Genomic DNA, 13,468 nt, shown 5'->3' on the forward strand with positions numbered 1-13,468 from the left:
GTGCACGGCGAACTCCACCGGCCCGCCGCCGCAGTCGGGGGAGATCGTCGTACCGATGTACGAGTCGATGTCGATGCCTCCGAGCAGGATGTTCCGGCGTGTGTGCCGAAGATCGGCGTCCTCCGGGAGGCTCTCCGAGGCCATGGTGGTCACCGACGCGTTCCGGTGGGCGGCCCGGGCGTAGCAGCGGTCGCCGACCAGCCCCAGACCGCGGCGTACCTCTGCCCCGGGGTCGTCACTCGTCCTGGCTCCGCCCGAGCCCGCCCTCCTCCAGTGGGGCCCGGCCGTCCGCCGACTCGCCCGCGGTGAGGTGCTCCAGGACCTCGACCAGTTCCTGGCACGCGCGCTCCACGGAACGCCGGGTGTTGATCTGCTCGGTGATCACGGCCGACAGGATCAGCGCCGTCAGGGCCATCGCCCCGTTGAAGGCCTGCAGCTTGAGCATCACCTCCACGCGGCTGAGCCCGTCGAACGGCCCGATCCGCTCGGTCGCCGCCACCGTGACCGTGATCGAGGCGAAGAGGGCGCACAGCATGCTGCCCGCAAGCTGGAAGCGCAGAGCCGCCCAGATCAGCAGGGGATAGACGAGGAACAGCAGACTGAGCCAGCTGTGCGCGGCCAGCGGAACGACACAGCAGGCGATCAGCGCCAGGCCCGAGGCCTCCTTCCAGCGCTCCAGGCGCAGGGGCGGGCGGAAGCGGGCCAGCAGGAGCAGCACCGGGGTGACGATCAGCACCCCCATCGCGTCACCCACCCACCAGGCCAGCCACACGGCCCAGAAGCTCGACCCGTCGAGCTTGCCCGTGACGATCAGGAGACCGGCGCCCACGGTCGAGCTGATCAGCATGGCGGTGAACGCCCCCAGGAGCACCAGGGCGAGACCGTCCCGCAGCCGCGCGAGATCGGTCCGGAATCCGGCCCGGCGCAGCAGCAGGTATCCGACGACGGGCGCCGCCGTGTTGCCCGCCAGGACGCCGAGCGCCGATGGCGTGAGGGAGGTGATGGACAGGATGACGAAGAAGGCACCCAGGGCGATCCCCGGCCAGCAGCGCAGCCCGAGGATCAGCAGGAAGGCGACCGAGACGCCGGTGGGGGGCCAGATGGGTGTGACGACCGCGCCCTCGACGACCAGCTCCCGCAGCAGGCCCAGCTTCCCCGACACGTAGTAGCAGGCGGCGACGGCGAGCGTCTGCAGAGCGAGGACGACCGGCTTGCGCAGATCCTGGCTACCCACCACAGCAGCCATCAGACACCGAGGTCGCCGCGTCGGCGAGGTGAGAGCGGGGCCCTGCGGCCCTATGGCTGAGCGTCCGGCCCGTCGAGTCCGACCACCAGGACGGCGGCGTCGTCGTCGTGCCCCACACGCTCGGCACCCTTGATCACGGCGGCCGCGAGCCCGTCCACGTCCATGCCCGCCACCGCCGCGATGCCCGCGAGCCGCGTCACCTGGTCCAGTCCCTCCTCGAGCGGCATCGACGGCCCCTCCACGACACCGTCCGTGAGCAGTACGAACACACCGCCCGTGGTGAGCTCGTACCGGGTCACCGGATACGGCGGCCCCGCCTGGACACCGAGAGGCGGACCGCCCTCGTCCGCGGTGAGGCCGGACTTCCCGTCGGCTGTGGCCCAGATGCAGGGCAGGTGCCCCGCCCGCGCGCTCTCCAGCACCCCGGCGCACGGATCGAGCCGCATGAAGGTGCAGGTGGCGAACAGGTCCGAGCCCAGGGACAGCAGCAGATCGTTGGTCCGGGCCAGGACCTCGCCCGGCTCGCTGGTGACGGAGGCCAGGGCCCGCAGCCCGGCCCGCACCTGCCCCATGAAGGCGGCTGCCTCGATGTTGTGGCCCTGGACGTCACCGATGGACAGACCGATGCGGCCGTCGCCCAGTGTGAAGGCGTCGTACCAGTCGCCGCCCACGTTGAGGCCCTGGGTCGCGGGCGCGTACCGCACGGCCAGATGCAGCCGCCGGGCGACGGGCAGATCCCGGGGGAGCATGTCGCTCTGCAGCGCGAGGGCCAGCTCGACCCGGGAGCGCTGCATCTCGGCCTGCGCTCGCGCCTGGGCCGTCAGATCCCCGAGCCTGGTCAGCAGCTCGTCGCCGTCGTCCGTGGTGCCGGTGCGGGACATTGATCACTCCGTCGAGGGTGGTCACGGTCGGTGACAACCCTCGGTGGCAAATCATCTAAAATGCGTCCATAGGATGATACTCACCCGAGGGCTCCGACGACGACTCGCGCCCCCCGAGGGTGCTCACCGCTCCGAGCGGACCACCCCGGAGTCCGCACCCCGGCCGACCGCCGCCAGGACGAAGGTCACACTGATCAGCAACGCCCAGGCGCCGAACTTGCCCACCCCCACGGGCTCCCACCCGTGCTCCTGATACGGATAGCGCCACGCGCCGACCAGGGTGGCCAGATTCTCCGCCACCCACAGAAAGAAACCGATCAGCACGAACGACACGGCCAGCGGCATCTGCCGACGCACGCCCCGCACCGTGAAGCGCGCCGACGTCCTCATCGTGACGGCCACGAGCAGCCCGGCCAGCACCCACCGCACATCGGGCAGCCAGTGATGGCTGAAGAAGTTGACGTAGATGGCCGCGGCCACCGCGGCGGTCGCACGCGGCCGATAGCGCACGATCTCCAGGTCGAACAGATGCCAGGCACGGCAGATGTAGCTGCCGACAGCCGCGTAGAGAAACCCTCCGTACAGCGGGACACCGGCGAACTTCAGCACAGCCGGCTCCGGGTAGCTCCAGGAGCCGAGCGACACCTTCACCAGCTCGAAGGCCAGACCGATGACATGGCAGACCGCGATGACGGTGACATCCCGCCCGTTCTCCCAGCCGCGCATCCAGAACACCAGCGTGAGCAGCACGCCGTAGACCACCAGCAAGTCGTAGCGCGCCACGGGGAGCTCGGGCAGCAGCGTGGACACGGCCACGCCGCACAGCAGGGCGATGGCGAACGCGCAGGCCCGCGTCTGTGTCCACGCGAAGTCGAGGAGCTGACGCACCGGTGCGGCCCACGGGCCGGCGAAGCTTGAAGGGATCATGGTGCCCTGTAGGACGGCACCGCACACCGACCGGTTGCGGCGACCCGCCCCACCCGCCACTCGTCGGGCGAGGAGCTGAAGATCCGCTTTACGGTGTCCTGGTGCGATCTGTTCCTAAATGGGTCCTGTTGTCGTCCGGCTGCGCGCCCGTCGCGTTGATCATGGGCTGGGCGGTGGCGGCATCCCTGCAAGGCTCCTCCTACGACCCCGCCGCCCAGACGATCAGCGTCCTCGCCGCTCCCGGCGGCTCCAGCTACTGGGTGATGACAGCCGCCTTCATCGCCCTGGGCATCTGCCACCTGCTCACCGCGTGGGGACTGCGCCCGGCCGCGCCGGCGGGACGCGCGGCCCTGGCGGCCGGGGGTGTGTCGGCCTTGGCCGTGGCCCTGTTTCCGGCCCCGAGCAGCGGCGGCTCCCTCACCCACGGTTCGGTCGCCGTCGCGGGCTTCATCGTCCTCGCGGTCTGGCCCGTCCTGGCCGCCAGAAGGGGCGACGCCGTGCCATGGGCCCTCCGGCCCCTCCCCTCCCTGGGGGCGACCGCCGTGATGGCACTGGGCGCGGCATGGTTCCTGGCCGAACTCCACCAGCAGGGCGCCCCCGGTGCGGCTGAACGCGCGGTGACGACCATGCAGTCGGTCTGGCCTTTCGCGGTCGTCCTGTCCTGCTTCTCCCTTCCCCGGTCCGCGCGCGACGAGTACCGGGGCTGAGCGCGGCATCTCGCCCGAGCGGCCCCCGCACACCTCCCGGCTTCCCGTCTCAGCCGCGCGCGGCGAGTGCCTCGCGCCACGCCGGGCTGTCGACGTAGTGGTTGTCGAACCGCTCCGAGGAGTCCTTGATCTCCTGCGGGTCGGCCTCGCCGCGCATCACCCGGCCGAGGAGCCGCAGATAGTCGAAGCGGCCGGCGCCCGGGGTGAAGACGAACAGGACGTCGGCGGTCCTGCCGGGCGCCGCGGCGAAGGCGTGCGGGGTGTGCGGCGGCACGACGAGAAAGTCGCCCGCCTCCAGGACGGTGATCTCCTCGCCCACCAGCACCTGGAGTGCTCCGTCGATCACGAAGAACATCTCGGACGCCTCGGTGTGCAGATGGGCGGGTGCTCCGACCGCGCCCTCGGCGAACGTCGACCGGTAGCTGGTGAGCCGCCCACCGGTGTGGCCGGAGTCCGCGAGAAGGGTCATGACACTGCTGGGGTCACGGGTCGTCTCGGCGTCGGCGGCGCGGGTGAGAACGGGGCGGAAGCCCGCGGTCTGCGCGGTCTGCGTGGCCTGCGTGTTCTGCGTCGTCTGCGTGGTCTCGCTCGTCTTCGTCGTCATGACTACGACTTTATGGAGCCGATCGACCGGCTGAGGGGTGCATTTCACCGCCACAATCATGGGTCAATTCGCTCCGCCACTCCCTCCTAGCTTGGAGCTGGTGGATGGCGACCACGAGACGGCTCGTGAGCGGGCCGCGGCCATCGCTCGCCACGACGGCATCCGGCTGGTCGAAGACAGCCTGGACCTCGAGACCTGCGAGGGCGCGGCGACCATCAGCCTGGAACTGGTGGATCCCGTACCGTCGTTCGACGCCGTCCTGATCGCGCTCGGCGGCGGGGCGTCGGCCACCGGTGTGGGCCATGTGGTGAAGGCCTTGGCTCCCGCAACCGAGGTGATCTGCGTCCAGCCGCTCGGCGCACCGGCGCTGACACACTCGTGGCGCAGGCGGCGCGTCGTCACCATCGCCGGTATGCGCATGCTCCTCGACCACGCCGGCCTCGTCGTCGAACCATCGGCCGCGCTCGGCATCGCGGCGATCCTCGAAGACCGTGACCGCTGCGCCGGCCGGCACGTGGTCACCATCGTGTGCGGCAGCAACGTCGACGTGGACGCCTATCACCGCTGGGTCGGCGCGGCTCCCACCCGCAGGTCCTGACCCGTTGCTCCGCGTGACCCCTTCGACTCCGGCAATGCCGCAGAGGCGAGCCCCGAACTGACAGGCCAGGCCGGTCGGCCCTCAGCGGGAAGCCAGCCCCTGCTCCTGGGCCGCTGCTCCGAAGTAGTCGCCACCCTTGCGCTTGACGTCGTCGGTGCCCCAGGACTGCTCGCCGTCGGCGGCGGAACCGTCCGCCCTGCTCGCGTGCTGCCGGAGCGGTGCTCTGACCAGCCTCGGTATGTGCTTCGAGCAGTGGATGTACGCCTCCTCGACCTGGACTTCCACCCACACATGGGGACGGCGGCCGGGTGCCGGATCGACCGGCAGGTCCGGGTACCTCTGGCGCATCGTGTCGTCGGTGACCAGCCGCGCCCGGCCGTTGACATGCAGGCCGATGCGGTCCTGGGAGAAGTCGATCATCAGCAGGCCGACGTGGGGGTTCTCCTGGATGTTGCCGAGCGAGGCCATGACGCCGTTCCCGCGGTACTCCGGGTATGCCAGGGCCCCTTCATCGAGCACCTGGAGAAAGCCGGGCGGGCCGGCCCGGAACGTGCTGTCGCACTCGCCGTGGCGGTCCGCGGTCGCGAGGAAGAACATCTCCTGGCGGGCCACGAACTCCCTCATGCGTGGGTTGAGCCGGTCCAGCACCTGCTCGTCGTAGAACCGGTCGGCGCGGTCGACCGTGCCCAACTCACGTTGGATCTGGTGCTCGCCCTGACTTCCGGGCCGGTCTGCCCGCTCATCGTGGTGCAACGGTCCTCCTGACGGGGATCTCGGATCACCTCGACCCAGGTGACTGATTCAGTCGCCTGGCAGGCCGAAAAGCACCACCGGCCATGCAGGAGAGGGTAGAGCAGACGCTCGCACGGCACTTCGGGGGGCAACGATGCGCAGCAACTGCTGCCGGAATTCGGGTTCGCGGTGCCCGTGCCCCTCCCCAGGTGCTTCTTTTGGCGTAGGAGTTCTTGTTCTCAATTCGCCACTTATGTGACGCGGTGCAACCGTCTACATATGATTTCGTCACAGAACGCTGAAATGATCAGAACGCGCGACTGTCGCCGCCGCAGGGCGAGTCCGGCATTCGTGCTCTTCGCGGCCGCCGTGATACTGGGCGTTGCCACCAGCGCGGAGGCCCTGCCGTCCGCTCGGTTCGGGCCTGACTGGGACGCCATCGCCGCGTGCGAGTCCGGGGGGAACTGGAAGGCGAACACCGGCAACGGCCACTACGGCGGCCTGCAGTTCACCCAGTCGAGCTGGGTAGCCGCCGGAGGACGGAAGTTCGCCCCGCGCGCCGACCTGGCCACCCGCAAAGAACAGATCACCGTGGCCAGACGTCTGGCCGCGTTGCAGGGAATGTCCGCATGGTCCTGCGCGTGAGTGAAGTAGACAGAATCGCCGCCGATTTCTGAGTCACCATGGTCCGCGGCGGCATGAACACCAGGCGGTTATCGGGCTGTTCAGTACTCACCGTGAGGGTGGCTGGTGGTGATGGTTCCCGCGCTCCTGAGAACCGGCACTGCTTCGAGCACGAGGATGGCGAGATCGTCGGCGATGGGCTCAGTGCTGAAGTCGTGGGTGGTTTGGCGGATGCGCTCGGCGACGGCCTTGGCGCCGAGCCCGGTGCAGGTTGCGAGTATGCGGGCGAGGCCGTTGTTGTCGTCGAGTTGTTGTGTGCCGTTGCGGCGTTCGGTGACGCCGTCGGTGACACAGAGGAGCGTTTCGCCCGGTGTGAGGGTGATGGTGTCGGCGTGGTAATTGGTGTGTTCTTCGACGCCGAGGAGTATCTGGGGGTGGGCGGCGGAGGTGACGGTGCCGTTCGTCGTCAGTCGTAGGGGTGTCGGGTGTCCGGCGCTGGCGATGGTGCATCGGGTGCTGCCGGTGATGGGGTCGGGTTCGAGTTCTCCGTAGAGCAGGCTGAGCAGGCGGGGGCCTTCGTGTTCGCCGCGAGGTGTGGTGGCTTCGGCGGCTTCCTCGGCCATCGCGTGATTGAGGCGGTTGAGAAGGGTTTCTACGCCGTGGCCCTCGCGTGCGAGGAGTCGTACGAGGTGGCGGGCGAGACCGGTGACGGACATGGCTTCCATGTCATGGCCGGAGACGTCGCCGAGGAGGAAGCACCACCGGTGCCGGCCCATGGGGAACAGGTCGTAGAAGTCTCCGCCGACGGTCTGGCCCTCCGCCCAGGGCTCGTAGACGATCGCCGTGTCGATGCCGGGGATGGCGGCGAGTGAGGTGGGGAGCTGCCGGCTCTGGAGCGTGCGGCTGATGCTCGCCTGGCGGGTGTAGTGACGGGCGGTGACCACTGCCTGGGCCGTCCGGCGGGCGACGTCTTCGACGAGCCGTACGACGGTGTCGGTGAGTTCGGGTTGTCCTGCCTGGCCGATGAGGAGTGTGCCGTGGTACCGGCCGCCGGCGACAAGGGGGAAGGCCAGTGCGGAGCCGCCTGTGTTGTGGGTGGTTTCGTTGCGGGGTGTTTCGCATTCGGGCCAGGGCCAGGGGAGACCGGTCGTGCTGAGTGCGGCGCTCGGGGGGTCTTTCTCGAGTGACCGGCGGAGGGTGCGGATGTGCCGTTCGTCGGTGTGCCAGACGCGGGAGAGCCGTACGCCGGCGTGGTCCGTGGTGAGCCATATGGCGCACCAGTCGGCGAGTCTGGGAACCAGGAGCTGTCCGGCGAGAGCGGCGACCATGTCCTCGTCGAGCTGCCCGGCGAGGAGCTCTCCGGCCTCGGCGAGGAACCACTGTCCTTCGCGTTCGGCCCACTGGGCTCGGTGGCCGGGGTGTCCGCGCGGCAGGGTGGGTTCGGGGGGAGGCGGCGCGCGACGGGCGGCTTCGGCCGGGAGGCCGGCGATGCTGTGCTCGGCGGTGGCGAGCGGAGGCACCGTCGCGCATTCCAGGCGGACCCATGTGGCTTTCCCGGTGCGCCGGCAGGTCACGCCCCAGGATTCGGCCAGTGTGTGCATGAGCTGCCGGCGGTAACCGTGCACGGGGCTGTGCGGGCTTGTGGTGCCGCCGGGACGGTCGGCGGGGCCGTGCTCCAGCACCTCGACCACGACACCCACCCACCCGGCCTCAGGACCGGCCTGTGCGGTCCCAGGACCGGCCTGTGCGGCCCCGGCCCACCCGGCCTCAGGACCGGCCTGTGCGACGACCCCGGCCTCGGCCCAGGGGCCGGGCCCGTTCGGTCCGGGTCCGGTCTCGAGGCTGCAGGCCACTTCGAGGCCGGACCCGGCGTGTGCGGCAGCGCTGGTGACCAGTTCGCTGGCGAGGAGCACGGCATCGTCGACGGACCGGTCGCTGATCGCCGGCGCCGCGGGGGAGTGGGGTGCGGTCCGTTCGGTGAGCACGGCGCGCACGAACTTGCGTGCCGCTGCGGCCGCGAGTTCGTTGGCGGGTACATGCATCCGTGCTGCTGCTGTTGAACGCGGACCGAAGGACCGTGCTGTCTGCGACCCCGCTTGTGGCCTCACAGCAACCCCTGTCCAGCTCACTGCGGACGAGTACAGGACGAATGTAGCCTAAATGGGGACTGGTCATATTTCGTGCACAGAGAAGTGTGTTGTCATGGATTCTGTCGCTCGCTCTGAACTCGTCTCTTCTGAACCGGAATCCGGGGAGCGAAAGCCCGATGGAACCGGTTCCTCGGCCGCGGGCCGGCCTCCCCCCGGGCCGGAGGCCGAGTGGGTACGTGTGGCCGAGTTGCGTCCGCTGCTGGCGGCCATGAATTCACTTCGTGACGGCAATTTCACCGTACGCATGGGTAATGCGCACGAAGGGATTCTCGCGGAGCTGTCAGGGGTGTTCGACCAGATCATCACGCGGAACGCGCATCTGGCTTCGGAGCTGGAGCGGGTGCGCCGGGAGGCGGTCCGGCAGGGACGGCTGGACGAGAGGCTGGCGGCAAGTCCCGGGCCGGGCGGGTGGACGACGAATGTGGATGCGGCCAACGCGCTGCTGGAGGCGCTGGCCGTCCCGATCGTGAATGCCACGCGCGTCCTGGACGCGGTCGCTGACGGTGATCTGACGCAGCGCGCCGAGCTGCACGACGGCAGGCGCCAGCTGCGCGGTGATCTGCGGCGCCTGGGACGCGGGGTGAACCGCATGGTGGAGCAGCTCTCGCTGTTCACCGGCGAGCTCACCCGGGTCTCCCGGGAGGTCGGTACCGAGGGCCGTCTCGGCGGGCGTGCCACGGTGCAGGGGCTGTCCGGCGACTGGCGCTACGTGACCGAGGCCGTCAATACGATGGCGTCCCGGCTGACCGCGCAGGTGCGCGACATCGCGGTGGTGACCACGGCGGTCGCGCGCGGTGATCTGACCCGGCAGGTCACGGTGGAGGCGACCGGCGAGCTGCTGGAGCTCAAGCTGACGGTCAACACCATGGTCGACCAGCTGCGGGCGTTCGCCGACGAGGTCACCCGGGTCTCGCGAGAGGTCGGCACGGAGGGGCAGCTGGGCGGCCGGGCCCAGGTGCCGGGCGTGTCCGGGGTGTGGAAGGACCTCACGGACAACGTCAACTTCATGGCGTCGAACCTGACCTCCCAGGTCCGCAACATCGCCCAGGTGACCACGGCGGTCGCCACCGGCGATCTGAGTCAGAAGATCACGGTGGACGCCCGGGGCGAGATCCTGCAGCTGAAGCTGACGGTGAACACGATGGTCGACCAGCTCTCGGCGTTCGCGGGCGAGGTCACCAGGGTCGCGCGAGAGGTCGGCACCGAGGGCCGTCTCGGTGGCCGGGCCCAGGTCCGCGGGGTGTCGGGGGTGTGGAAGGACCTCACCGAGAACGTCAACTTCATGGCGGACAATCTCACCTCGCAGGTCCGCAACATCGCCCAGGTGGCCACGGCGGTCGCTCAGGGCGATCTGGGCAAGACGATCACGGTGGAGGCCAAGGGCGAGATCCTGGAGCTGAAGTCGACGATCAACACGATGGTCGACCAGCTCTCGGCGTTCGCGGGCGAGGTCACCAGGGTCGCCCGCGAGGTCGGCACCGAGGGCAACCTGGGCGGGCAGGCGCAGGTCCGCGGCGTGTCGGGGGTGTGGAAGGAGCTCACGGACAACGTCAACTTCATGGCCTCGAACCTGACCTCGCAGGTCCGCAACATCGCCCAGGTGACGACGTCGGTGGCCAACGGCGACCTGTCGAAGAAGATCACCGTCGATGCCCGTGGCGAGATCCTGCAGCTCAAGGAGACCGTGAACACGATGGTCGACCAGTTGCGGGCCTTCGCCGACGAGGTCACCCGGGTCGCCCGCGAGGTCGGCACGGAGGGCCGCCTGGGGGGCCGGGCCCAGGTCCGAGGGGCGTCGGGGGTGTGGAAGGACCTCACGGACAACGTCAACTTCATGGCCTACAACCTGACCTCGCAGGTCCGCAACATCGCCCAGGTGGCCACGGCCGTCGCCCAGGGCGACCTTTCGAAGAAGATCGACGTGGACGCGCGCGGCGAGATCCTGGAGCTGAAGACCACCATCAACACGATGGTCGACACGCTCTCCTCGTTCGCCTCGGAGGTCACCCGCGTCGCCCGGGAGGTCGGCAGCGAGGGGCAGCTCGGCGGTCAGGCGCGTGTCGAGGGTGTCTACGGAACGTGGAAACGGCTGACCACCAACGTCAACGAGCTGGCGCTGAATCTCACCACCCAGGTCCGGGCGATCGCGGAGGTGGCCAGCGCGGTCACCCAGGGCGATATGTCCCGCGCCATCAACGTCGAGGCACAGGGCGAGGTCGCCGAGCTGAAGGACAACATCAACCTCATGGTCTCCAACCTCCGCGAGACCACCCGCGCCAAGGACTGGCTGGAGTCGAACCTGACCCGCATGGCCGGGCTCATGCAGGGCCACCGCGACCTCGTGGAGGTCGCCGACCTGATCCTGCGCGAGCTGACCCCGCTGCTGAACGCGCAGTTCGGTGCGTTCTTCCTGGCCGAAGCGGGGGCGCCACCCGGCGAGGGCCTGCAGTTCATCGCCGGGTACGGCACCGACCAGGCCGGCGGGGGCAACCCGCTGCCGGGCACCGGTACCCCGGGCCGCGGGCTGATCGCCCAGGCCGCGCAGGAGAAGAAGCGCATCCTCATCACGGACGTCCCGCCCGACTACATCACCATCAACTCCGGGCTCGGCACCGCCCGCCCGGCCAGCATCGTCATCCTGCCCATCCTCTTCGAGGACCAGGTGCTCGGAGTGATCGAGCTCGCGTCGCTCAGCAAGTTCAACGATGTGCACCTGGCCTTCATCGACCAGTTCGTCAACACGATCGGCGTCTCGACCAACACGATCATCGCCAACTCCCGTACGGAGTCCCTGCTGTCGGAGTCCCAGCGGCTCACCTCCGAGCTGCGCGAGCGGTCCGACGAACTGCAGCGCTCCAACGCCGAACTCGAGGAGAAGGCCGCACTGCTCGCGACCGCCTCCCAGTACAAGTCGGAGTTCCTGGCGAACATGTCGCACGAACTGCGCACCCCGCTGAACTCCCTGCTGATCCTGGCCCGGCTGCTCGCCGACAACCCCGACGGGCACCTGGCCGAACAGGAGGTGCAGTTCGCGACCACCATCCACCGCTCCGGCTCCGATCTGCTCCAGCTGATCAGCGACATCCTCGACCTGTCGAAGATCGAGGCCGGGCGCATGGACGTACGCCCCAAGACGCTCCCGCTGATCAAGCTGCTCGACTACGTCCACGCGACCTTCCGGCCGCTGACCATCGACCGCGGCCTGGGCTTCGAGATCGCGGTCGAGAAGGACGTACCGGCCGAGCTGTACTCCGACGAGCAGCGCCTTCAGCAAGTGCTGCGCAACCTGCTGTCCAACGCGGTGAAGTTCACCCACGACGGCCATGTGGAGCTGCGCGTCAGCCGGGTGCTGGGCATGCACTTCACCGAGGAGACGCTCAAGAACGCCGAAGCCGTCATCGCGTTCTCCGTGAAGGACACCGGCATCGGCATCGCCCCCGAGAAGCTTCCGATGATCTTCGAAGCGTTCCAGCAGTCCGAGGGGACCACCAACCGCAAGTACGGCGGCACCGGCCTCGGCCTGTCCATCAGCCGGGAGATCGCCGGAATGCTCGGCGGCAAGATCGTCGCCGAGAGCGAGCCGGACGTGGGCTCCCGCTTCACCCTCTACATCCCCGCGCTCCACCCCGGCGCCACCGCGGTACAGGGCCCCGCGGACCTGCGCACCGCCGGCACCGCGCCCGCCCTTCCCCCGGAGCCCGGGCCGCCGGCGGCCGCCGGCCGGGACGACTCACCCGAGCACATGCTCGACAGCACCGAGACCCTCCGGCCCGACACCCGGGCCCCACACCACCTGCCGGAGGACCTGACGGGCGGAGAGACCACCGAACCCGCCAACGGCCGCGAGGACACCTGGCCGGAGACCACACGGCTCAAGGAATGGCTCAGCGGCCGCCCCGGCCGCGTCCTGGCAGGCCGCCGCATCCTCATCGTCGACGACGACATCCGCAATGTCTTCGCCCTCACCCACGCACTGGGCCGGGTCGGCATCACCGTGCGGTACGCGGAGAACGGCCTGGAGGGCCTCGAGGTCCTGGAACGCGCCTCTGACGTCTCCCTGGTCCTGATGGACATCATGATGCCCGAAATGGACGGATACGAGACTATCCGCACGATCAGGGACACCCCCCGTCTCGCCCACCTGCCGATCATCGCGCTCACCGCCAAGGCCATGCCCCAGGACCGCGACAAAGCGATCGACAGCGGCGCCGACGACTACGTGCCCAAACCGGTCAACATCGACCGCCTGCTCTCCGCCATCTGCGACCTGCTCGACCCGCCCGAGGACCCCTCGATACCCGCACAGGGCCCGGGCGCCGCCGACGACCCCGAACCGCCACCCGCTCACGACACCGCCGACGATCCGCCCGAGGACGCGCGATGAACACCAACCTGGCCAACACGTCCAGCATCCTCATCGTCGACGACATGGAGGAAAACCTCATCGCCTTCGAAGCCGTACTCGGCCCACTGCACCAGCACCTGGTCCGCGCACGCTCAGGAGAACAAGCCCTGAAAGCCATGCTGCGCCAGGAGTTCGCCGTCGTCCTCCTCGACGTCCGCATGCCCGGCATGGACGGCTTCGAGACCGCCGCCAACATCAAGCGCCTCGACCAGACCAAAGACGTGCCCATCATCCTGGTGACCGGAACGGACGGCAGTGCCGACTACGCCTACAGGGGGTACGCCATCGGCGCCGCAGACTTCATCGCCAAACCGGTCGACCCCTGGGTGCTGCGCACCAAGGTCACCGTCTTCCTCGATCTGCACCGCAAGAACCGCCAGTTGGCGATGCGCGCGACGGGCACGGACACGGACCGGCTCACCGAGATCACCCAGCAGCTCACCGAGATCAAGCTGCTGTTGCGCAACAGACCGGAAGCCGAAGCCGACACGGCAGCACTCGCCGACCGCATCGCAGAGGTGGAGCGCGCCGTGGGAACCCTCCTCCCGGGCCGCACCGCCGCCGAGTGATCGCATTTCCCTCGTGACGCCGACA

10 protein-coding genes and 1 pseudogene are annotated in these 13,468 nt (G+C 69.2%); 5 read left to right on the top strand and 6 right to left on the bottom strand.

Annotation, left to right across the window (positions count from 1 at the left end):
- Positions 1 to 235: 235 nt before the first annotated feature.
- The 3 genes from ACFTZL_RS11540 to ACFTZL_RS11550 form a co-directional block, all read right to left on the bottom strand.
- The gene (locus tag ACFTZL_RS11540; protein ID WP_382580542.1) at positions 236 to 1,237 is read right to left on the bottom strand and encodes an MASE1 domain-containing protein; all 1,002 of its coding nucleotides are present in this window, start codon (positions 1,235 to 1,237) and stop codon (positions 236 to 238) included.
- A 59-nt stretch (positions 1,238 to 1,296) separates the two neighbouring features.
- Positions 1,297 to 2,127 (bottom strand): PP2C family protein-serine/threonine phosphatase, encoded by an 831-nt coding sequence (locus ACFTZL_RS11545; RefSeq protein ID WP_382580510.1) that lies wholly within the window; start codon positions 2,125 to 2,127, stop codon positions 1,297 to 1,299.
- 123 nt (positions 2,128 to 2,250) lie between these two features.
- Positions 2,251 to 3,054, bottom strand: a complete 804-nt coding sequence (locus ACFTZL_RS11550) for a DUF817 domain-containing protein (RefSeq protein WP_382580512.1) — start codon at positions 3,052 to 3,054, stop codon at positions 2,251 to 2,253.
- 101 nt (positions 3,055 to 3,155) lie between these two features.
- Here ACFTZL_RS11550 and ACFTZL_RS11555 point away from each other — a divergent pair, with 101 nt between their 5' ends.
- Complete coding sequence (locus ACFTZL_RS11555) at positions 3,156 to 3,761, top strand: DUF998 domain-containing protein (protein ID WP_382580514.1); 606 nt, start codon at positions 3,156 to 3,158, stop codon at positions 3,759 to 3,761.
- Between the two features lie 49 nt (positions 3,762 to 3,810).
- On the opposite strand, the gene ACFTZL_RS11560 is transcribed toward ACFTZL_RS11555, so the two are convergent.
- On the bottom strand, positions 3,811 to 4,365 hold the full coding sequence (locus tag ACFTZL_RS11560) for a cupin domain-containing protein (RefSeq protein WP_382580516.1): 555 nt from the start codon (positions 4,363 to 4,365) through the stop codon (positions 3,811 to 3,813).
- A 79-nt stretch (positions 4,366 to 4,444) separates the two neighbouring features.
- On the opposite strand from ACFTZL_RS11560, the pseudogene ACFTZL_RS11565 reads away from it, so the two are divergent.
- A pseudogene (locus tag ACFTZL_RS11565) lies at positions 4,445 to 4,963 on the top strand (pyridoxal-phosphate dependent enzyme); the annotation flags it as partial.
- An 81-nt stretch (positions 4,964 to 5,044) separates the two neighbouring features.
- Here the strand turns inward: ACFTZL_RS11565 and ACFTZL_RS11570 are convergent.
- Complete coding sequence (locus ACFTZL_RS11570; protein ID WP_382580517.1) at positions 5,045 to 5,716, bottom strand: pyridoxamine 5'-phosphate oxidase family protein; 672 nt, start codon at positions 5,714 to 5,716, stop codon at positions 5,045 to 5,047.
- A 282-nt stretch (positions 5,717 to 5,998) separates the two neighbouring features.
- Between ACFTZL_RS11570 and ACFTZL_RS11575 the strand changes: the two genes are divergently transcribed.
- Positions 5,999 to 6,340 carry a transglycosylase family protein gene (locus ACFTZL_RS11575; protein ID WP_382580519.1) on the top strand — a complete coding sequence of 114 codons (342 nt, stop codon included), beginning with the start codon at positions 5,999 to 6,001 and terminating at the stop codon, positions 6,338 to 6,340.
- Positions 6,341 to 6,420: 80 nt separating this feature from the next.
- Here the strand turns inward: ACFTZL_RS11575 and ACFTZL_RS11580 are convergent, their stop codons facing one another.
- Positions 6,421 to 8,361: a SpoIIE family protein phosphatase gene (locus tag ACFTZL_RS11580; protein ID WP_382580521.1), complete on the bottom strand. Its 1,941-nt coding sequence runs from the start codon at positions 8,359 to 8,361 to the stop codon at positions 6,421 to 6,423.
- A 316-nt stretch (positions 8,362 to 8,677) separates the two neighbouring features.
- On the opposite strand from ACFTZL_RS11580, the gene ACFTZL_RS11585 reads away from it, so the two are divergent.
- Together ACFTZL_RS11585 and ACFTZL_RS11590 are read left to right on the top strand one after the other, a co-directional pair.
- Positions 8,678 to 12,853, top strand: coding sequence for a HAMP domain-containing protein (locus ACFTZL_RS11585; protein ID WP_382580523.1), 4,176 nt, complete (start codon positions 8,678 to 8,680; stop codon positions 12,851 to 12,853).
- Complete coding sequence (locus ACFTZL_RS11590) at positions 12,850 to 13,443, top strand: two-component system response regulator (protein WP_382580525.1); 594 nt, start codon at positions 12,850 to 12,852, stop codon at positions 13,441 to 13,443. Before ACFTZL_RS11585 ends, ACFTZL_RS11590 begins: the two co-directional genes overlap by 4 nt.
- The last annotated feature ends 25 nt before the right edge of the window (positions 13,444 to 13,468 follow it).

Source organism: Streptomyces sp. NPDC056948, assembly GCF_042674225.1.
Taxonomy (GTDB): Bacteria; Actinomycetota; Actinomycetes; order Streptomycetales; family Streptomycetaceae; genus Streptomyces; species Streptomyces purpurascens.

Excerpts from the sequence above, each read along its gene's own strand:
- ACFTZL_RS11590 (WP_382580525.1), top strand. The coding sequence starts at position 12,850 with ATGAACACCAACCTGGCCAACACGTCCAGCATCCTCATCGTCGACGAC.
- ACFTZL_RS11550 (WP_382580512.1), bottom strand. The coding sequence starts at position 3,054 with ATGATCCCTTCAAGCTTCGCCGGCCCGTGGGCCGCACCGGTGCGTCAG.
- ACFTZL_RS11545 (WP_382580510.1), bottom strand. The coding sequence starts at position 2,127 with ATGTCCCGCACCGGCACCACGGACGACGGCGACGAGCTGCTGACCAGG.
- ACFTZL_RS11580 (WP_382580521.1), bottom strand. The coding sequence starts at position 8,361 with ATGCATGTACCCGCCAACGAACTCGCGGCCGCAGCGGCACGCAAGTTC.
- ACFTZL_RS11560 (WP_382580516.1), bottom strand. The coding sequence starts at position 4,365 with ATGACGACGAAGACGAGCGAGACCACGCAGACGACGCAGAACACGCAG.
- ACFTZL_RS11585 (WP_382580523.1), top strand. The coding sequence starts at position 8,678 with ATGAATTCACTTCGTGACGGCAATTTCACCGTACGCATGGGTAATGCG.
- ACFTZL_RS11575 (WP_382580519.1), top strand. The coding sequence starts at position 5,999 with ATGATCAGAACGCGCGACTGTCGCCGCCGCAGGGCGAGTCCGGCATTC.